Origin of the sequence: uncultured Shewanella sp. (assembly GCF_947501665.1) — a bacterium.
Lineage (GTDB): Bacteria > Pseudomonadota > Gammaproteobacteria > Enterobacterales > Shewanellaceae > Shewanella.
This window is the reverse complement of the sequence record NZ_CANMWS010000011.1, coordinates 141,198-160,441: the sequence shown is the minus strand read 5'-3', so window position 1 is coordinate 160,441 and position 19,244 is coordinate 141,198. Positions and strand designations below refer to the sequence as shown.

Below are 19,244 nucleotides of genomic sequence, written 5' to 3'. Positions count from 1 at the left end.
CGAATATGGAAGATAACTGTACGGGTCACTTTTGGGAAGGACGTTTTAAAAGCCAAGCTTTACTTGATGAAGAGGCATTACTTGCTTGTATGGCCTATGTTGAATTGAATCCCATTCGTGCAAAGATGGCGAGTAAACCAGAGCAATCAGATCACACTAGCCTGAAATTACGTATTGAAGCCGCATTAACGGGTAAGCAGCCTAAACAGCTTCTCCCTTTTGTCGGTAATGAACGTCAACATCAACCCAAAGGTGTTGCTTTTGCATTGAAAGATTATCTTGAGTTAGTTGATGAAACAGGCAGAGTTATCCGTAATGACAAGCGGGGAGCGATATCTGCGAATGCAGAGCTGATATTGAATAGAATTAATATATCCGCTGAAAATTGGTTAAAAATTGTCGCAGAGTTTGGCGCGTTGTTTCATGGCCCTGTCGGTACCTTGCAAGAACTCAGTCGCTATTGTGAGCATTTAGATAAACGACGACGGCATTTCTCAAAGTGTTGTCAATATATGCCTATAGGCTAGCACGCAGCTTATTTCAATATGCTAAGCGTTAAGGCCAAGAAACTCAGCCTCATATTATAAAAGGTCAACTGAGTAGGTACTTTACACTTCAAAACTCACTCATTTCGCTAATATTGCTTATTTTTCCAGCTCAACCGCAGACATGTAGGTTAAAAATAGTCAGGTCATGATTTAATAAATGCTGAACGTTGAATTTGGGTGAAAGTCTTATTATGTTACTGATTAATAATGGCTGGCTCTAACCTCGTAGTAACCTCGTTTAATATCAATAGTATGTCTTTATGTTTTGTTATTTGTTGAGTATAACCATGAGTGAGATTTTTATGCTTTAATAGGTTTAATTCTTGGTTTTGGGTTAGGGGCTGTATATGCCTTTGGGGAGGCATTTAAAGTGCATGGTCGTTTTGATGAAACCTCAATTCAGTTTCATACACCATGGTCTGGTTCAAAGGATGAGAAGTGGGTCAATTTAAAAAAGTTAAATTTCATGCTGCACCCAATTGGTATACATTAACGTTTGAAAGTGGAGCTAAAATTAGGCTTTCTACTTTATTAGGTGGGCATGGTTTAGTTATTGATCACATTAAATCATTAGGTCATGATGTAAAACGATAAACACTGCTTTTAGAAAGCTGAATACTCCCTTGACTAACACCGCTTGTTGAATGCAGCTTGAAAAAACCTTGAAAAATAACGTTATGAGATGTGCTGCATATTCATGTAGGTGATTCTCGTTACGTAAGGTATTTGCTATCATTGAGAGAAAAGGTAGCTTAGGGCGGTTTGAAATGAATGTGAAAGTTGTTGAGTATTCTCTAAATTGGAAAATGTGGTTTCACACCATTGAAAATAGACTCACTGATGCAATCAAGGGAATCGATTACAATATAGAGCATATTGGTAGCACCTCAGTTGAAGGTCTCGATGCCAAAGCAATCATTGACATTGATATTATTTTAACGGATTTTTGTGATTTTGAGTTTGCTAAAAGCGCGTTAAAAAGTATGGGCTATGTCTATAGAGGAAACCTAGGCCTAGAAGGTCGAGAGATGTTCTCACTGACAAACCCTGAGTACCCGCATCATTTGTATGTTTGCGATCCGAATTGTTTGGCTGTAAAAAATCATATTGCCTTTAGGGATCATCTTAGGTTGAATAAGCAAACCGCAAGTGAATATGCTGCACTTAAAAAAGCATTAGCAAAAAAATTTCCAACAGATATCGATTTGTATTGTGAAGCAAAAAGTGAATTTATCGCGAATGTTTTAGCACAATGTCACTTCGACGTCAGTGAGCTTAATGCCATAAAAAATGCAAATACAATGGATAATGATAAAGCTAATAATCCATATATGACAAAGTAAACAGGAACTGCCATTATTAATGATTTTGTTAAGCTGAGAATGTATAGTACTGATAGAAAATACTTTTTATTGAGTTGAGCTTATGAATTCATTGCACCTAAAAGCATTGTTACTTGCGACTGAAGGATCGATATCTTCTGCTGCCCGCCAATTAGGTAAGAAACAGCCTCAAGTGAGCCAGTGGATCTCAGATTTAGAGATTGAACTTGGGGTTGAATTCTTTGAGCGGACAGGGAATCAAACCCGCTTAAGTCAAGCTGGGAGACAATTACTGCCTCACCTCACTCATACATTGAGTCAATTTGACCAATTTGTAAAAAGTGCTGAAATGCTTGCGAAACAAGAGCCCACAGTGCTGAGAATTGGCATAGAGAATTATATTCCAGATTTAGCCTTTACTCAGCCATTGGCTGTGACATTGGATTTAGCGCAAATAAGCGTTGAAGTTTACCGAGCTAATCTTTCACAGTTGCATCAAGATTTAAGCCTTGGCTCAGTGGATATTATTATTACTCATGAATCTGATATTATACATCATACTGATTTTCAATATTGTCGTTTAGGTTATTATCAAGAAGTCTTAGTATGCAGTCCAGTTCATCCTCTGGCTCAATTACCTATTGTTAGTTCTGCTGTTCTTGGAGAATATCGAGAATTGGTGTGGGGGGAAGCACAACAAAATGTACCGCCTTTACAGGATAATATGACTGGGTTTAGCGCTAGCTATAGTTTGTTTTCTGATATTCAACCTTTAATCGCTATGCTTAAACATGGTAAAGGTTTTGCTTTTTTACCTGCTGAATTAGTCGCTGCAGAGATTAATAATGAAAAGCTACTGGTTTTACAGTGTGATTTTGAAACTGAGGCTATCGATCGCCGTATTGAACTGTGCTGGAGAAATGGATTAGCCCTTTCGCAATACGGCAGCCAAGTTATCGATGCTTTTAAGGTTAACCATCAATTGATTAATAAAACGCTATGATTGATGGTTAACCTGAGTATTGTGTTAAAAAAATGAATCATCAATGTCGTAGACAATATTTCCTTGTAATATGGTCATAAGGATGGGAGTGTTGGCTATGTCATCGATAGCAAGACGGGTAATATCGTTTTCTAATATGACGAGGTCTGCTGATTTACCAACTGTCAGTGAGCCTGTGATATCACTTATTCCCAAACTTTTAGCGGCATTAATAGTGTATGCATCAATGGCTGAATGGATGTCAGGTAGCCCCCTTGAGCCCATTTTTAAACTATTGGCGATACCGACAAGTGGGTTAATAGGATTAACATCCCAATCACTGCTTAGTGTCATATTCGCCCCAGTATTAAAGATAGCTTGAGGATCCATCAGTGCATGTGCCCGCTTTCTTCCGAGATAAGGGATAGCCCATTGATGATCATTTTGAGCAATGTAATGGGATCCTACTTGAAAATCTGCGGTGACATTGAGGTGATTAAAACGAGGAATGTCGAGATGATTGACTAACTCAAGATGTGTTAAAGTATAAGGCTTTTTAGATCCTTGTTGTCGAATATGTTCAATCGCGTTGAGTGATTCACGTACTGCTTTATCACCTATAGCGTGAATGTGAGCACTGTATCCTATTTTATCTAATTCAGTTAACCAAGTGCGCATTTTGTGTGGGGGAATATAATTGATGCCATTGGGGTTCTCTGGAATATAGGTTTGTTTGTAGGGCTCGATTATTTTTGCCGTCCCGTTGCTGATCAAACCATCGCTATAGAGTTTTACTTGGTTGGTTAACAATAACCCCGATGTATCATTTGATTGTATTTGCTTTAAAAAATTAAGTTGTGTTGCCATTGGAACGGTTGGATAAATCCATGGCCGCAATGATACACGTGCAGTTAACTTATTGTCTTTTTCTACTTGCTGCCAAACGTCAAACCAGCCACGTTTCCAGTAAAGTCGCCCATCTCCTATAGTGGTGATACCATTCATTGAGGCCTCTTTTAAGCCATTAATGAGGCCGTCGTAACTTTGATTAAATGGATTATCTAAGTGATTCCATGCCATTTCCATAACAATATCACCTGCATTATCAAGCAATATGCCGTTAAGTTTACCGGTTAGTGGGTCTTTAAGAATTTTCCCACCTTGAGGATCTGGAGAGGCGTTAGTGATATTGGCTATTTCTAATGCCGCAGAGTTAACCCACATTGAGTGTGATGTCTGTTCCATGATAACAATAGGTTGGTCAGGAAAAATACGGTCAATGACTTCAAGGGGAGTATAGTGGTTATTTGGCGTTAAAATCGCATCTAAAGCAAAGCCATAACTTATGATCCAACCTGTTGAAGGAGATTGATTGCGACACCTTTTTAGAGTGGGAATATGTGCTTCGAGTGGAAAGTTTATATTTAACTCACAGTTTCCTCCAGCTTCAGACGCTGCTTCAAAGACATGGTTATGATTATCAATAAACCCCGGCATAATATATGACTGCTCGAGATCGATAATTTCGCTGTTGTATGAGTAGTAAGGTGCGGCGTCTTTGCCAATATAGACTATTTTACCATTATTAATCACAATAGCATTAGCCTGAGGGTGGCCATAAATCATAGCATTACTTAAAATTAAATTATTAGATTTGATAGCCATTGCATCTGTGCTTATTGTAAATGTGCAAATGATGATTGCTAGAGAGAAAATGAAGTGCATATAGGTCCTTTGATGTTTAATATCAAAATGTTAAGTTTGATTATTATGCTAATAAGCTTACGATAGAATAAAGCGGAAATAAAAATAGTGAGTATAAGAATACTGGGATACCTATAAGACGAAGCGGTGATTGTGGCCAGTTGGCGGCATTACATCTTTGAGGAAAAAGCGATAATCAATCTATTCCAATAGCCATTTTTTAGTTAACTCATTTCAAAATTAATAATATGAAATGAAGGAATAATAACCGTAAAAGGAAGATAAGATGTTAGAGACTGAACGCTTGGTGTTGAGGGAGTTTACGCTTGAAGATGCGGCTTTTATGTATGCCTTGATGAGGTCTCCACTTTATTTAAAAAATATTGGTGATAGGAATATACGATCGATTAAAGATGCCGAGGCATTTTTAGTGAATAAGATCATGAAAAGTTACCAAGATAATGGTTATGGTTTATATGCGGTGGTATTGAAACAGGCAAACCAAGTCGTGGGAATGTCCGGTTTGGTTCGCCGTGAGGGGTTAGCCCACGTGGATATTGGCTTTGGTTTTTTGCCTGCTTTTATGGGTAAAGGCTATGCCTATGAAGCCTCTAAAGCAGTAATGCATTATGCCCAGAATGTACTTGAGCTTGATCCTATTTTAGCCATTACTGTCAAAGATAATGTCCGTTCAATTAGTTTATTAAGTAAGCTGGGATTGGGTTATGGCCGTTTGATTGATTGGGAGGGAGAAGAGATTTTACTTTTGAGTACTGCGCCATAAATAGTATGCTCTTACTCGTGAGTATTGAGTTTATCATTGAATCATCTTATAGACGTTATATTAGTTTGATTGATCAAAAAATTGATAGGGAATTTTTAGAAAATAAGCAAGCAACGGGCGAGATTGCTTTGTCGATTGGGATTGATAAGGCATTTTATGCTTAATCTGGTCTTGGTAGCCTTCTTGCTAAGAGTATATTGAGTAGTAGAAATCGATATCATTGAGTGTTTTTGTGTTTCGTTTAGGGAGTAAATAATCATTGAAGAGTGAGTAAAAAAACAACTGGCTTGACCACTTAGTTCAATCATCAAGCATTAATTGACAGCATTATTGGAGGAATTCAGTGAAAATAAATATTAACTTTAACTAATATTATAGTGTGTTATGACAATAAATGCGATGGAAACGGGTAACTTTTATAAGGTATTAGGCACTCCAGGGGTTGAGAATAAAGGGTTACAGTCTCAACTTGATGTGTTGTTGAATAGTCAATTTGAAAATTCATTAAAAGTTAAAAAAATGTTGGTGAACTCTTTAACGTGTTAACTACATTGGCTAAAAATAATGATCCAAACAGTGTTGACTTGCTCATGCAAATTGCATGTAAGCCAGATATTGATGTGGGGGTTTCTGATTATACCGCTTGTGAAGCAAGAAATAGATTAGCGGATATTTTTAAAAACTCGGAGCCGGATAGTCATCGAGCAGGATTAATAGAGCAAGCTGCAATTGCTATGTATGATCAAAGCTATAAGCAGGAAAAATTACCTCATGATGTTTTGACTTTTGCATTACATGCCAGTTTGAGGGGGAATGATAGTGATAATGTAGAGAGGATTATTGACTTATTAATCCCTTTAGATCCACTTTCTGTTAATGAGGAAATTAAGGTCGAGCCACTTTCTGTTGTTGAGCAAATTACTGCGGGGAACCCAATTGATTCGATAGATTTAAATGAGGATGAAGATGACCTTATTGAGGAGTTTAATGCTCCTAAAATGGGTTCTAAACCTATTGTTTCTCGACAAGAACCCTCTCTAGTTTCACCTATGGTTGGTCAGTTACATCCTAGAGGGGGGATTTCATCTGGAGTTGATGAATCTTTAGTCGATATTTCAAAGTTGACTCAAGTGAACTTGGGATCGGAAAAGCATTTAGATACAACACAAAGTGATAGCCGTTCAGTATTATCTATGGGCGTAGAGCCTTTGAGTGGTGGGATTGGAGGAGGAGAATTAGCCAGCGTATCAGAACTTGCACAGGTTTCGGGGCTTGAGCAGGTATCAGAGCGATCTTTAGTATATGTTCCAAGCTTGAAGGCTGAAGAAAGTCACCAACAAGCCAGATTAGTGTATGTTGATGTTGTAACCTCATTGCTTAAAACTAATCAACAGTCAGAAGATTGGTTTGCTAAGGTGATGGCCAGATGGGATAGAAAAAATCCAGTTATTAATTTTGAGTCTGTTCAAAATCAGCCTAAAAAAGTGATGAAAAGTATTACGTTACCCGGTTTTGGCTCTGAGTCCTTACAAGCAAAATTAGCCCCGCAATCTGTTGTTAATCCAAGTCTTCCATTATCAGTGAAAAACAGTGGTGTTGAACTTGGTAATCATTTAAATAATGTCGTAGACGGGACGTCATTAAAGAAGATAGAGACTAACAATATTCAAGGAGACCAAGCAGTCGAGGATCCAAATGAAACAAAGGATACAAAGGATACAAATATGACGATCCCTAATGGTAGCCTGTTACCAGGCACTGTTTTACGCCAGATTCTTCCGGAATTTATTGTGTCGACTTATGATTGGCTCACTGGAAATCAAAAAGTCTCTTAATATGATATTTGACAGCTTTTATTTATTGAGAAGAGCTCGCTCATCATTCATATATTAGCTGTCAGTTGTTGAGTATCGGCTGATTTCCTTCATTTCTTGTCGTGTATTTTGTCTGTATAGTGTTTCTTAGGCATTTACTTGCTGCTTGCTTGATGGCACTGAGCCAATAGTCTTTCAAAAAAATCACTGCCTTTTTTACGGGCGAAAGCGATATTTCGTTCAGGGATAGATTCTGGATCGTTATATTCTGATAAGGCTCTTTCCATACTCGCTTCTCGAATAATGTGAAGCGTTGGGTAGGGGGAGCGGTTGGTGTAATTGGCTGCATCGCTTTGAGCTTCATCTTCAAAACAGTAATCGGGATGAAAGCTAGCTAGTTGGTATTGCCCTTCATAGCCCTTACCAAATAATGCGTCATTAGCGCGATCGACTAAATCTAAATAATCGTAAAATCCTTCAAATCCACGAGGAAAAATTAATAAACTGGTTTCTATTGTGTTTTGCTTATCTAAAAGTTGGCACTCATCGATGAGATTTTTGATGATCATTTTTATTTTTGTTTGCTCAATCACGGCATAACGTATGCTGTCATTTTCCACTTCTTTACGGGCAAAAGGGCAGATATTGTATTTCATGATGACATCTTTCACCCATTTTTGCGTGTGATGAATAAAGCGTTGGTGTTCGGGAGAAAGAGGATTTGTTTGCATGGAGGAGTTGATTTCTATCATTGAATAATTAAGATGAGATTATACTCAAGTCTTTATCAATTGAATACGCTCTATTAGGGGAATGCGCTGAGTTTTTAATGCTCAGAGTGGTTGATGCTTGCCCCTTTGGTTATTTTGATTACTCAAAGGAGGTAAAAGTGGGTGAGAGTATATTGTGCACCTTTTTGTTTTAAACTTCAGTATTCTATTGTCATTAAATTGGTTATTTTTCGGTTACCCTTCTCTGTGAACCTGTACATTCATCGCTCTATTCAACTCAACACCTTATCTCAGGTCAACACCTGATGACATTACTTTGAGAAAAGGATGAGAATAGTCCACAGTCTGAGTGAGTGGAGCTTCGCATGAGTGTAGTACAAATCATATTGTTTAAAGAAGCAGGTAAACTTCATCATAATGGTGTTGTGACATCAATTGCGGCTAACCAACTTGTCGTGACAAGTGAACAAGCAACTGCAGTCGGTGGGTATAAAAAACTGAATATGTTTTGTTACCCAGGTGAAATTCATGAAGTGTATTATGAAGTCATGGATTTACTAACTGAAGATCCCAATAATACGCCTTTTTTCATGGCATCATCTAAATCTTTACCTGTTTTTGGCGATCTTATTAATGTGATTGAACAATTACACGATGTGAGTCGTAAGCTTCTCATTAAGTTTATATTTACTTATTGCTTAGGTTTAGATAATAGCTATTTTTCTAAGTTATTGAATCATTATTCAACACATAATGATAGTTTGTTGAATTATATTGAAGAAAACTATACTCAGCCTTGGTCTGTTGCTCAGTTTGCTGATGATTTAGGCATAGAAGTGCGTAAATTAAACTTGTTGTTTTATAAAAACTACGGTATCTCGGCGAAGAAGTGGTTATTAGAGCGTCGACTCGTTTATGCACGCCAACAACTTGTTTCAACAAAGAAAAAAGTTGCTGACATTGCCTATGAAGCAGGCTTTAGTAGTCACTCTCACTTCTCCGGTTCATTTAAAAAACGTTTTCAGTGTAGTCCTACCCAACTTAATGCTGATATTACTTAATAGAGGAATTTATTATGGATTTAAGTGCCATTGTTAGTCAATTATCTCAGCAGTCTGCGAGTGCTGCAGCGGATTTAGAATCGGTTATGGCCACAACGGATGCAAATGATCCTGATGCCATGTTGCAAATGCAGTTTTCAATGCAGCAATATTCAAATTTAGTGGGATATGAAAGTGCCATTATTAAAACCATTAAAGATATGATCCAAGGAATTATTGCCAAAATATGAATAGTGAGGATAAAAGGCTACTAGTCGAAGCGGCCATTGCGGCATCCAATCATGGTCTGCGAAAGGAAGCACATTCACTGTTGGCGCTTTTTCCTGAACTGATTGAAGATGAAGAAGATCGCAGTATTTGTGCCAGTTTGATTTATTTTGCTTTGAATGAGCAAAGTGAAGCCTTAGAAGCCTTAAGACATTGCCACAGTGACAGGGCTCAGGCATTAGCATTTTTGTATTCTCAAAGTGAATTTGAGAGTCAAGATACGCATAAATTTACTCAGCTGTTAGAAGGAGATAATCATGGATATAGAAGCGGTATCTAGGGCCACACAATTAGCGACAAAACAACTCTATGAACCTGTAGAACAAGCTGTTGATGTAAGACTTCAAGATCAATTCTCACAGCTATTGAATGTAGGAAACAATGATTTAGAAGGCGCAATGAAGGCGACTGAAATTAACGCACCAAAAAAAGATTTTGATGTTGTGACTAATACATTAGAGATGATTACGCCAGAAGCATTACATGAAGGACAAAAACTCATTGCCAAAGCCATGATTGAGGTTGATTTGGTTGCGAAAGTGGCAGGCTCTCTTTCACAAGGTATCAATAAATTGGTGACTATGGGATGAAGTACATTAAGCTTTCTTTTTTATTAGTTTTATTGTTTATTTCCGGCTGTAAAATGGATCTATATCGAGGCCTGCCTCAAGATGAAGCTAATCAAATGTTAGCGCTATTAATGTTAAATGATATGGATGGTGAGGCTGAGTTAGATCAAAAAACGGGCACCATTACTCTGCTTATTAATAAAGAAGAGTTTATTAACGCAGTGGAGTTACTCAGGCAAAATGGGTACCCTAAGGCGCATTATACTGGAATTGAAGAATTGTTTCCTTCAGGGCAATTAGTGACCTCTCCTGCTCAAGAAAAAGCAAAAATGAATTATTTTAAAGAGCAGCAGTTAGAGCGAACCTTATCAAGCATGAAAGGCGTGATTAATGCTCGAGTTTCCATTGCTGATACAGTGGTTGAAAATAATAATATGGAGCCCATTATAAAATCTGCTTCGGCTTATATTAAATATTCTCCTGAAGCCAATTTAAATAATATTGAGAGTCAAATAAAAAGTTTAATTAAAAACTCTATTCCTCAATTGGAATATGCCAATATCAGTTTGTTAATGCAGGCTGCTGATTATCAATATAAGCCTAAAAAAGTGGTTGAAGAAGAACCAAGCACATCACCTCAAGAGTGGCTTTTTGAATATAAGTATTTCATTTTAGGGTTATTAGGCTTCTTGTTATTATTGGTGTTTGGTCGTATATGGCAAGTTAGTCGAGCATAAATGGAGGCATTATGGCGCCTGAAGATAAATTATTGAATGAATTTATGTGGCAGCCCTGTGCCAATATGCATGTTTCATGGTGGCAGGCATTACAACTTGGCAAGTGGCAAGATATTTATTATCGCAGTCGATTACTCAATAAGAGAGTGAATAAACTGGCGGTGTCTTTATTGCCAGCGTTTGATCGTTCTATGACGTTAAGTTTAACGACTCAAGATAAGTTGCTTCTTAATTTAGGGGACAAGTTGTTGGTATTATTGACTGGTGTCGGATTGATTTTATTAAACAGCCCTGATTACATTACTATGAGGCAATATCGTGAAGCTTTGTTAAGTGTGTTTACATATGAGCAAATTCAGCAAATGTTATCTTTATGGCCTGAAGGGGGAGATATCGGGCATTGTAGTGCTGAAACGTTAATTAAAACAGCACAACATATAGCGATCAAACAATTTAATAATCAATGGAAAGATTCTCAAGTTTGGCAAGCATTAAGACCAACTTTACCTTTTATTGATGAAGAGGACTTAGTGTCCATTGATACTTCTATTCATGATGCACAGCGTTGGTTATTCCGATTGGAGCGTTTTATATGAATGAATTTGCAGTAAAAATTAAAACTTGTGATCTCATTTATGATGAACAAAGTGTGGTGACTCAATCCGATATTAATCGCGTCATTATTGCCAATAATTTTGAGCAAAGTGCAAAAGATAGAGTGGCAAAGCTCATTGTTAGAGCGAAATCTCAAATAGAAGATGCCCATTTAACAGCAGCTAATATTATTGAAGAGGCAAGGTTAGAGGCTGAAGGTTTAATGGTGCAATGGGAAGTTGAAGCTAAACAAAATGTCGTTAATGAAGCTTTGAACTGGCATTGTGAGCAACATGAATTAGAGTCTGAGATTGTTGGGCAATTAAAGGGGCGGATCCGCCAGCAGATGAGCGCGGTAATTGGGCAATGGGGTACAGAGCAACCTCCTTCAGAATTGCTTATTCATCGGTTATCGGCTTTGGTTGCTAAAGAAGTGGATAAATCAGTATTAACATTAACGGTTTCATCCAGTGAATTTCAGATGATTGAAGATGCTTTTTTTGAGCAGCTCACAATTGAAATAGATGATGAGATGCAGCCATGGGAAGCTCAATTGAGTTCAAGTTGTTTATCTATACGCCTTAATTTAAAAGAGCATTTAAATTTATTGTTAGCTACTTTTCAGCCTGTGATGAAATCTAAGGTGTGTGATCAAGAAACTGAAAATAAACAAGAAATAGACCATGATGAAGAAATGGACTACGAGGAAGAGCTGGACTATGAGGAAGAAATGGACTTAGAGCAAGAAATAGAAGATGAGACGTGTAATGGTGATGCAGTGTTTTTAATGCAGGAACCGGCTTAACATTGATGTTTTTAGAGTAAAAGGTGCCCGTTATGATTAGAGTTGATGTTGCGACCCAAGCTGATCTGCAGCCCACTCAGGAAAGTACGTCGAACCGCAGTGTCCAGTTTATGCCAGCTTCTAGCTCAAGTGCGATGGCTGCGGCAGAATTGGCGCAAACGCGTTCTGAAGCGATTGAAGAAACCATGGAAGGTATGAGTTTAAAATTAGGTGCGGAAGTTAAAAAATTATTGGGTGGTAAAGAGAGTAAGAGCCCGCTTTTAGATGGTTTAGAAAGGTTATTACAACAACTGAGCGATAAGCAATCGACTTCAGTGAATAAACTCGTGGATACATTCGCTAAAATTGGTGATGCCGATAAAATAATTAGTCAACTTAGAACATCTGGTATGTCAAGTGGCGACATTATGCTGCTGTTAATGGCCTTGCAAGTATCTGGGCGTTTGGGCAGTGCACAAATACAAAAATTACGTAAAGCATTGGAAGAAATGTTGTCAGCTGAAGGCGCTGAGCTTGCCATTTTAGCAGCGATAGAAGGTCTAGGACTTGATGAAGCTGGCCTTGCAGGTATGCGAAAGCTGTATCAACATGCATCTAGAGGTGAAGGGGGGCTGGCGAAATGGTTTGATTTATTACAGCAATGCCCTGATCGCCGCAAACGCATTAAGGTGTTATTACGAGCATTATCTGAACCATTAAATGAGAGAAGTAGCCATAGAAACATGGTTAAAGTGGTTGCTGCCGTTGATGACTTGAGGCGACTGGCGGTTTTTATGAGTCTTGAAGATCATTGCAATATGTTAGGCAGAGCGACGCGGATAAGTGGTGACGCGGTAATGAAAGTTTCTTTGCTACTCATTGAACAATCTTGGGTTTATCCTGAATGGATAGAAGAACAAATACGGGAGCTTCCCCTTTTACCTGCAAAACGATTAGGTTTTTTACGTCGTTGGCGAGAGTTGGTTGTGATGATGCCCATGGCTTGTTTTAGAGATGATGATCAAAAAGAATTAATAGAAGAGTCTATGATGACACTACTTGATGACTGGGGGGATTTAGAATAGCGAGTTTTTCGGTAGTGTTCGTAATTTTGTGTCATTTCCGTACAATAGTTAAAAATAGGAATGACACATAACCCAATCTTTTGATTTTGAATAAGCTTAAAAGCGTTACAAGAAGGGAACATTTAACGGGTAAAGGTGGGATCCTCAGGCCGTAAACCAAACAATTGACCGAAGCGGTGCTTAATGCTGAAATCAAACAGCATCTTGAACATAAGACCCAGCCCAATCGGCCTAATGGCACCAGTTGTAAAACCGTGAAACCTGCCTCCGGTTGCTTTCAACTTGATGCCCCTAGAGACCGTCATTCAACCTTTGAACCTCAACTTATTAAGAAACATCAAACTATCTTAACCAATGAGATGGATAGGCAAATATTATCCATGTTTAGCATGGGAATGAGCTATCGTGACATTCATCAGCATATTGAAGAGCTGTATGGTGTTAATACCCCACTGGGCACCATTTACAGTGTCTTCGATAAACAGTTTTCTGAGATTAAAGCTTGATAACAAAGGCTGTTAGAGAGTCATTATTCCATTGTTTGGCTTGATGCTATTTATAAAGGAGGAAGGCCGTTATATCGGTAAAGCTGTTTACACTCTGCTCGCCCTGAATATGTAATACCAATCTAAGTAAGCATTCAACGGGAATGTAAAATGCGGTAGGCAAGGTCGTTAATTGCTCCTGCTTTAACTGACATTCCCACCATCTGATGTTTACGGATGAACAAATGCCGTGTTCATATGGATGTGAATGAACGGCCATGGCGGTCGTGGCAGTTTGACGCTAATCGTTATTCTATATCGAAAACAGACAACGCAGCATAACGTATTTTTAAACCCACACAGAGTGGCTATCGGTACTGATAGACTTAAATAATGGGGGGCGGGAAGATATTTTCATTGCTTGTGTTGATGGTTTGACAGATTTCCCTAAGGCCTAGCGAGTATTTTTCTTCAAACAGCGGTACCGTTGTGTTATTTATCAAATTCGCAATTCGATGAAATACGTGGCATCAAAGAATCAAAAAACCTGTTTACCGAGTAGTTACTAAGGCAGCAATAGAGGTATCACTGGATGAACTTGACGCTAAATGGGCAGTGCTTATCCATTGGTCATTAACACTCGAGGTCGAAAGAGAGGTAATTAGATGGATCTATGTTACTACTTAACAGTTTGATCTTTTCATTTATGCTTTCACTTGTGTGTTATTTGTTTTTGTTTTTTTGTTTTTTTTGTTTTTTTGTTTTTTTTGTGGGGTGTTTTTGATTTTTTGTCGTGTTGAAATGTAATTTTTTTGTGTCGTATTCTGTGTTTTTATTGTTGTGTTTATTTGATTACTAATGTGAAGTGTGCTTTTAATTTTTAAAATAGACTATGTTTTTATCGTAAAATTGATATGAAAATCGATAGTAATTTATTTTTGTATAAATTAAGCCACTTTTTAAGCTACTTTTTACCCCTCTTTTTTATCTGTGTGCCTTAAGTTTTAAAATCTATCAATTTTTTAAAAAATGAAATGAATATTCAATTACCGTGCTAGAGATAAGTCTTATATACTATCAGCTAAGTGTTTAAGTTATTTCTACTGGTAATATTCATTATTAATAAAAATAAGAAATATTAAGTCACCCATAGACTATGAATTAATATTTTTTATTTTCCAATTGAAAATATTAAAGGATATTACTATGAGTGAAAGTCATTTGTTAATCGAGAAATTAGGTGATTACTTGGGGCTACCATTAAAATTTGAAGAAAATCAGCCTTGTTTATTAATGTTTGATGAAAAATTAATGGTTGCTATTAATCATAAAGAAGCGCAATGGCAGTTTCATTGTATGTTAGCCGAATTGTCTGTTGATACACCCGTTGAATATTATCAATCTTACTTAGCAATGAATATTGCTTTATCAAATGAGCAATTAGGTTCTATTTGTTATGACGCTGACTCACGGGCACTTGTTTATATTGCCTCTTTGTCTATGCCAACTTCTTTTGACTCTTTAGTGACTTTTCTAGAGGAGGTGGTCGATCAATACGAACAATTACATCAGCAAGTAAATAATCAAAGCCTTCATAAAGAGATGAAGCAAGATAATCTTCAATTTAAATTAGCATAGGAAAAAGATATGTGTGGTAATGGTGTTAGCCAGATTAGTGGCAGTAATGTACATTCAATCAAAGAAAGTCATGACTCAAGTTGTATCAATGGTGGCTCCTTTAAAGGCCGTTCAGTCAGTTTGGTCCAAGATATTCGTCAATTTAGCAGTAATGGTTCTGTTATTAAAGGCTTTACGCCTGAAGAAGTTAATGCTTATCGAACAGCTTTAATGTCGCTGAGTGCTTCTAATGAAAGTGAAGTGGAGTTAAAACAGCCAAAGTCATTGAAAGCGCGACAAGTGGCAGTGACGTCGAATGTGATGGCTGGTGTGGTTGAGTCAACAAGAGATACTGCAGCGTTTATGAAAAAATGGGTAGAGTTGGATCCCATTAAAAATAAAGCGGCTATTGCACTGAGAGATGCGAATGATCATTTTCAAGGTGCGATAGAAGATTTAGTTAGCACTGAATTACCAAAAGCGATGACTAAACCGACGACGGTTAATTCGCTACTACATTATGGCTCGTACGGTTTAAATATAATACCTGGAGTTAATGTTGGTCATGAACCACAAAGTGTTCTCGATGTGCAGAAAAAAGTCGAGCAGTATAATCAAAAACAAATAGCGTTAAGCAAGTTAACAGAGTCTCTGGTTACTGGGTTTAATAGTGGTACTCAGAATGTACTTGATAGTCAGCATCAAGTTAATGCAAATGCTTTGAAAAAAGCAGTGGAAGAACTAGAAGCGGCAAGAGATGCAGTAACGGACGAAATAACGAAGCACTTTTCATCGGGTAAGGTACCAGATTCAATTACTGCTTTGCTAGGTGAATGTCAAACTCAAAAGGAAGTGATTAAATCGTTAGATGCTGCTGTTGAAGAATACCAAAACGATCTTCAAAATGATGTAATAAGTACTGTTAGAGAGCAACTTAGTGCATTTCAAAAAAAGTTGCCTGATGATGTCAAAGCGTCTGTGACGTCTTTGTCTGCATTGGTTTTTTATTGTGATATCTTTGATTCTATGGCTAATATTGGCCGAAAACAAGATGTTAAAGATCGCTTAGTGACCGTTATGGCGTCACAAGATTACCAACCTGATTTACCTGTATTAGGTAAAATGCTATCGCACTTTTTAAAAGCGGAATTAGTTGATCAATCCGAAGAGTTAGTTGGCAGTTTGGCAAAGCTTCCAATGGCATTAATTAATCAGGCTGCGAAAGAGAGAGTGAGCGCGTTCATTGAAGAAGTACTGATTGCAACGAAGGAGAAAGTAAAGCAACAAAATTTAGATCGTGATTTACTATTAACCGGTCAAGAGCAGCGTGTGATTGATAGCCGTGATGTACTCAAGGAGACCTTATCTCAAATTGAAAAAGCCGAAAATGGTGTCACAGAAGAAAACTTACGTCTAAGGACGCTAGAGTTCTTACAAGATGCGGACGGTCTTGGTGATTTTCGCGTCGATGAAGTTACTGAAAATACAGTACTTCAAGCTGAACTGGCTAAATTTAAAGAGCACTTAGAAGTCAGTGTGGACGATACTAATCCTGCCGATGCATTGTCTAGTGCTAATGATTTACTTGATAATTTTGAACGTACAAAACCAGATAATTTTAAGCAAAGCTATGGTGAAATGTTTCAAAATATACTCGCTCATAGGGAAGGCTTATATGGTCTAGTAAAGAAAGAGCCTGAGCAATACCATATGATGCTACAAGCTAAAGTTGAAGCGTTGTCGAGTCAGAAAAAGGCACTTAATGCTTTGCTCATGGCATTAAGCTCACAAAATAAACCACAATTGACGGCATTATTTAACAAGCAATTACAAGAGGTCACCAGTGAGCTTGCACAAACACAATTGTTTGCATCAGTGGTGACAGAAATCAAATTGACTGCCAATGTTAGAGCTGTTGGTAATCAAAATCTTGATCGTTTAGAGCCGCTGGAGGCGCAATTAAAAGAAATTGGTCAAGAGATTAAAAGTGCTAAGGCTAAAATTAATTTACAGATGTATCTTGAGCAGTTGCCACTTTTGAGAGCGAATAATAAAGCCTTATTAGTGATTTCGCCCAGTTTAGTCGCACTTGAAAAAGAGCGGGCGGAGCTATTTAAGCAGCATATACGTGCTTATCCTAACGGGATTGAAAATAGTCTTAAAAAAGTGACAGAGCAGAGTGCACAAGATTATGCTGTATTTGAAAAGGAAAACCCTCCTGTCGTTAAGCCTGAACGTGGCGTAGAAAATTATGAGGTATTAAAAAGCGCATATGATCAATATGAGCTGAAAAGAGCGCAATGTATCAATGGAAGTCTTCAAGCTTTAACGACTCTATCTCCTAAGTTAGGACAAGCGGAGTTGAAGACACTGGTAAAGCTGTCTTACAACATTGAAAGCTTAAAAGTGCAAGTGAAAGCGATGGATGCTGTTTATGCGGCAAACTTGCTAAAACTGAAAGAAAGCTATATTCAGGTGATGCAAAATGGTGGTTTTCCTGATGGCGGCGGTTATTTAAGTCTCGACGCTTGGAAAAGCTGGACGACTCAAAATGTTTTGGGTGATTGGGGGCAAGATTATCGGCCAAGTTTTGAGCAGTTAGTGCTTGAGCGTCAATTGGCTAAAAATGGCATGACCAGTATCAATCAAGCTTTATACCAACTTGGGGTGACAATGACCTCAAGTGGCAAAGCGTCTTTACCGGGAGAACCCGCACCCACTTCTGCTATTACTCAAAGTTTACAAGATTTATACCATTGGGCTCAAAAACATCCCAGTGAGGCGGCGGCGTTAGGGGGCAGTTTATCCCATGCTTATTCGATTATTGCGTCAGGTGGTGGTAGTTTTGGCCAGCAACTAGAAGATATGGCCAATAATGTTTGGTCTAAAGCCTCTATTGAAAATCAAGTGAAAGACTTACTGGTTGGTGAAAGAGAAATCTTACCATCCGTTGAACAATTAGCCATGACACCTGAAATGATTGCGTTACTTTACCTTGCCAGTGCAGCACCTTATGTGGCCAATGCTGCGCAAGGTCTTGTAGAAGGGAATTTATTCTCTGGCGTGATTGGTAAGATCCCTGGTGTGAGTGGTCTCAGTAAAATGGCTTTAGGTGGCATGGCGGGGATTTTGCAAACCAAAGCAGAGGTTGAATTAGCCAAAAAAGTATCAAATAATCGTGAAAGAGAAGTGATGATCAGCGGTATTATGACAGCGGTTAAGACTCAAGGTACGATGACTCAGCGTATGGATGCGATGAAGAGTTATGTGGCTTCTCGTGAAATCATGGTACAAGTGGGCACTCGTGTTAAGGATATTCAAGAGGTTGGCACCACGGGCATGCTTGATAGGCTAAAGACCGATGTTAAAAATTGGTGGTCTTTCTCGACAGCACAAGCCAAAGTGTTAGCTGTGAGCACTGCAATTGTTACTGGTGGAATTGCGGCATCAGTGGTAGCTGGCGCAGTGTTATTAACGTTGGGGACTGGTGGCTTGCCGTTTGCTATTGCCGGTGCTGTCGGTTTAGTGGCTGCGATAAGCGGACCCTTTGCCAGTGGTATTTTGATGAAGTATGCCGCAACGGTCGATTTTCTTGGTGGGTATGGATTTGATTTAAAAGCGACTGCCACAAGAGTTAAACAAGCGATGACATTGCAGCGTATTGGCGAGGCGACAAAAAAACTACAATTAACTAAGAATGAAGAGACAGTATTAGGCTTTAATATTGCGCGATTCAAAGAAGATAATGTGGCCATTGTCGCTAAAGAGACAGAGTCTAAGCAAGTTGAGAAATTTCAAGCCTTGTTACAAGCCAAAATCGATGAGCGTATTGCTCAAGAGAAAGAGAAAAAGTCTATTGCAGATAGAACCTTGGTTAGTCGGGCCCATAAGCAAGGTGTGTTAAATGGAATGAATGTTAACATGAAGGAGCAAGATATTTTAGCCGAGATTCAAGCAATGGATATTGCACTTGAGCCAAAATACAAGAATATGGAGCAACGTTTAGCAACACTTTAGATTAAAGGTTTGATAGAGAAAAAGTGACTAAGGATGGTCACTTTTTTTATTTGTGTCTTTTTATTTCATGTGAATTTAATTTTCTTGGGTCAGGTCTTTACCTGATAGTTCATTTTTTACGTTTCAGACATGATCTCTCTGTC

19 protein-coding genes and 2 pseudogenes are annotated in these 19,244 nt (G+C 38.1%); 19 read left to right on the top strand and 2 right to left on the bottom strand.

Annotated features, from left to right (window positions below; genetic code table 11):
• The 4 genes from Q0976_RS10545 to Q0976_RS10530 form a co-directional block, all read left to right on the top strand.
• A partial coding sequence (locus tag Q0976_RS10545) for a hypothetical protein (RefSeq protein ID WP_299493733.1) occupies positions 1-527 on the top strand: 527 nt, incomplete at its 5' end.
• Between the two features lie 459 nt (positions 528-986).
• Positions 987-1,142 (top strand): hypothetical protein, encoded by a 156-nt coding sequence (locus Q0976_RS10540; RefSeq protein ID WP_299493731.1) that lies wholly within the window; start codon positions 987-989, stop codon positions 1,140-1,142.
• A gap of 173 nt (positions 1,143-1,315) precedes the next feature.
• On the top strand, positions 1,316-1,891 hold the full coding sequence (locus tag Q0976_RS10535) for a GrpB family protein (RefSeq protein ID WP_299493729.1): 576 nt from the start codon (positions 1,316-1,318) through the stop codon (positions 1,889-1,891).
• An 82-nt stretch (positions 1,892-1,973) separates the two neighbouring features.
• Positions 1,974-2,873: a LysR family transcriptional regulator gene (locus Q0976_RS10530; RefSeq protein ID WP_299493727.1), complete on the top strand. Its 900-nt coding sequence runs from the start codon at positions 1,974-1,976 to the stop codon at positions 2,871-2,873.
• Positions 2,874-2,897: 24 nt separating this feature from the next.
• Here the strand turns inward: Q0976_RS10530 and Q0976_RS10525 are convergent, their stop codons facing one another.
• The gene (locus tag Q0976_RS10525) at positions 2,898-4,517 is read right to left on the bottom strand and encodes an amidohydrolase (protein WP_299493725.1); all 1,620 of its coding nucleotides are present in this window, start codon (positions 4,515-4,517) and stop codon (positions 2,898-2,900) included.
• Between the two features lie 325 nt (positions 4,518-4,842).
• On the opposite strand from Q0976_RS10525, the gene Q0976_RS10520 reads away from it, so the two are divergent.
• The 3 genes from Q0976_RS10520 to Q0976_RS10510 all read left to right on the top strand — a co-directional run bounded on the left by Q0976_RS10520 (position 4,843) and on the right by Q0976_RS10510 (position 7,175).
• Positions 4,843-5,340: a GNAT family N-acetyltransferase gene (locus Q0976_RS10520; RefSeq protein ID WP_299493723.1), complete on the top strand. Its 498-nt coding sequence runs from the start codon at positions 4,843-4,845 to the stop codon at positions 5,338-5,340.
• A 384-nt stretch (positions 5,341-5,724) separates the two neighbouring features.
• Entirely contained in the window at positions 5,725-5,886 is a 162-nt protein-coding gene (locus Q0976_RS10515) for a hypothetical protein (RefSeq protein WP_299493721.1), read from the top strand.
• On the top strand, positions 5,880-7,175 hold the full coding sequence (locus tag Q0976_RS10510) for a hypothetical protein (RefSeq protein WP_299493719.1): 1,296 nt from the start codon (positions 5,880-5,882) through the stop codon (positions 7,173-7,175). The genes Q0976_RS10515 and Q0976_RS10510 overlap by 7 nt, the downstream gene beginning before the upstream one ends.
• A gap of 134 nt (positions 7,176-7,309) precedes the next feature.
• Here Q0976_RS10510 and Q0976_RS10505 read toward each other — a convergent pair whose 3' ends face one another.
• Positions 7,310-7,885 (bottom strand): DUF1415 domain-containing protein, encoded by a 576-nt coding sequence (locus Q0976_RS10505; RefSeq protein WP_299493717.1) that lies wholly within the window; start codon positions 7,883-7,885, stop codon positions 7,310-7,312.
• A 365-nt stretch (positions 7,886-8,250) separates the two neighbouring features.
• Between Q0976_RS10505 and Q0976_RS10500 the strand changes: the two genes are divergently transcribed.
• The 12 genes and pseudogenes from Q0976_RS10500 to Q0976_RS10445 all read left to right on the top strand — a co-directional run bounded on the left by Q0976_RS10500 (position 8,251) and on the right by Q0976_RS10445 (position 19,101).
• Entirely contained in the window at positions 8,251-8,946 is a 696-nt protein-coding gene (locus Q0976_RS10500; protein ID WP_299493715.1) for an AraC family transcriptional regulator, read from the top strand.
• Positions 8,947-8,960: 14 nt separating this feature from the next.
• Positions 8,961-9,176 carry a type III secretion system needle filament subunit SctF gene (gene sctF, locus Q0976_RS10495; RefSeq protein ID WP_299493713.1) on the top strand — a complete coding sequence of 72 codons (216 nt, stop codon included), beginning with the start codon at positions 8,961-8,963 and terminating at the stop codon, positions 9,174-9,176.
• The gene (locus tag Q0976_RS10490) at positions 9,173-9,493 is read left to right on the top strand and encodes an EscG/YscG/SsaH family type III secretion system needle protein co-chaperone (protein ID WP_299493711.1); all 321 of its coding nucleotides are present in this window, start codon (positions 9,173-9,175) and stop codon (positions 9,491-9,493) included. The genes sctF and Q0976_RS10490 overlap by 4 nt, the downstream gene beginning before the upstream one ends.
• Complete coding sequence (sctI, locus tag Q0976_RS10485; RefSeq protein ID WP_299493709.1) at positions 9,471-9,803, top strand: type III secretion system inner rod subunit SctI; 333 nt, start codon at positions 9,471-9,473, stop codon at positions 9,801-9,803. Before Q0976_RS10490 ends, sctI begins: the two co-directional genes overlap by 23 nt.
• Positions 9,800-10,519, top strand: a complete 720-nt coding sequence (gene sctJ / locus Q0976_RS10480) for a type III secretion system inner membrane ring lipoprotein SctJ (protein WP_299493707.1) — start codon at positions 9,800-9,802, stop codon at positions 10,517-10,519. The genes sctI and sctJ overlap by 4 nt, the downstream gene beginning before the upstream one ends.
• An 11-nt stretch (positions 10,520-10,530) precedes the next feature.
• A complete protein-coding gene (locus tag Q0976_RS10475) occupies positions 10,531-11,115 on the top strand; it encodes a type III secretion system domain-containing protein (RefSeq protein ID WP_299493705.1) in 585 nt (194 codons plus the stop codon).
• Positions 11,112-11,918, top strand: coding sequence for a hypothetical protein (locus Q0976_RS10470; RefSeq protein WP_299493703.1), 807 nt, complete (start codon positions 11,112-11,114; stop codon positions 11,916-11,918). Before Q0976_RS10475 ends, Q0976_RS10470 begins: the two co-directional genes overlap by 4 nt.
• A gap of 32 nt (positions 11,919-11,950) precedes the next feature.
• The gene (locus tag Q0976_RS10465) at positions 11,951-12,982 is read left to right on the top strand and encodes an HrpJ domain-containing protein (RefSeq protein WP_299493701.1); all 1,032 of its coding nucleotides are present in this window, start codon (positions 11,951-11,953) and stop codon (positions 12,980-12,982) included.
• Positions 12,983-13,049: 67 nt separating this feature from the next.
• A pseudogene (locus Q0976_RS10460) lies at positions 13,050-13,600 on the top strand (transposase); the annotation flags it as partial.
• A gap of 232 nt (positions 13,601-13,832) precedes the next feature.
• Positions 13,833-14,120 (top strand): annotated as a pseudogene (locus Q0976_RS10455) (transposase); the annotation flags it as partial.
• 553 nt (positions 14,121-14,673) lie between these two features.
• Positions 14,674-15,105, top strand: coding sequence for a chaperone SicP (gene sicP / locus Q0976_RS10450; protein WP_299493700.1), 432 nt, complete (start codon positions 14,674-14,676; stop codon positions 15,103-15,105).
• Positions 15,106-15,114: 9 nt separating this feature from the next.
• On the top strand, positions 15,115-19,101 hold the full coding sequence (locus Q0976_RS10445; RefSeq protein ID WP_299493698.1) for a hypothetical protein: 3,987 nt from the start codon (positions 15,115-15,117) through the stop codon (positions 19,099-19,101).
• Positions 19,102-19,244 lie beyond the last annotated feature (143 nt).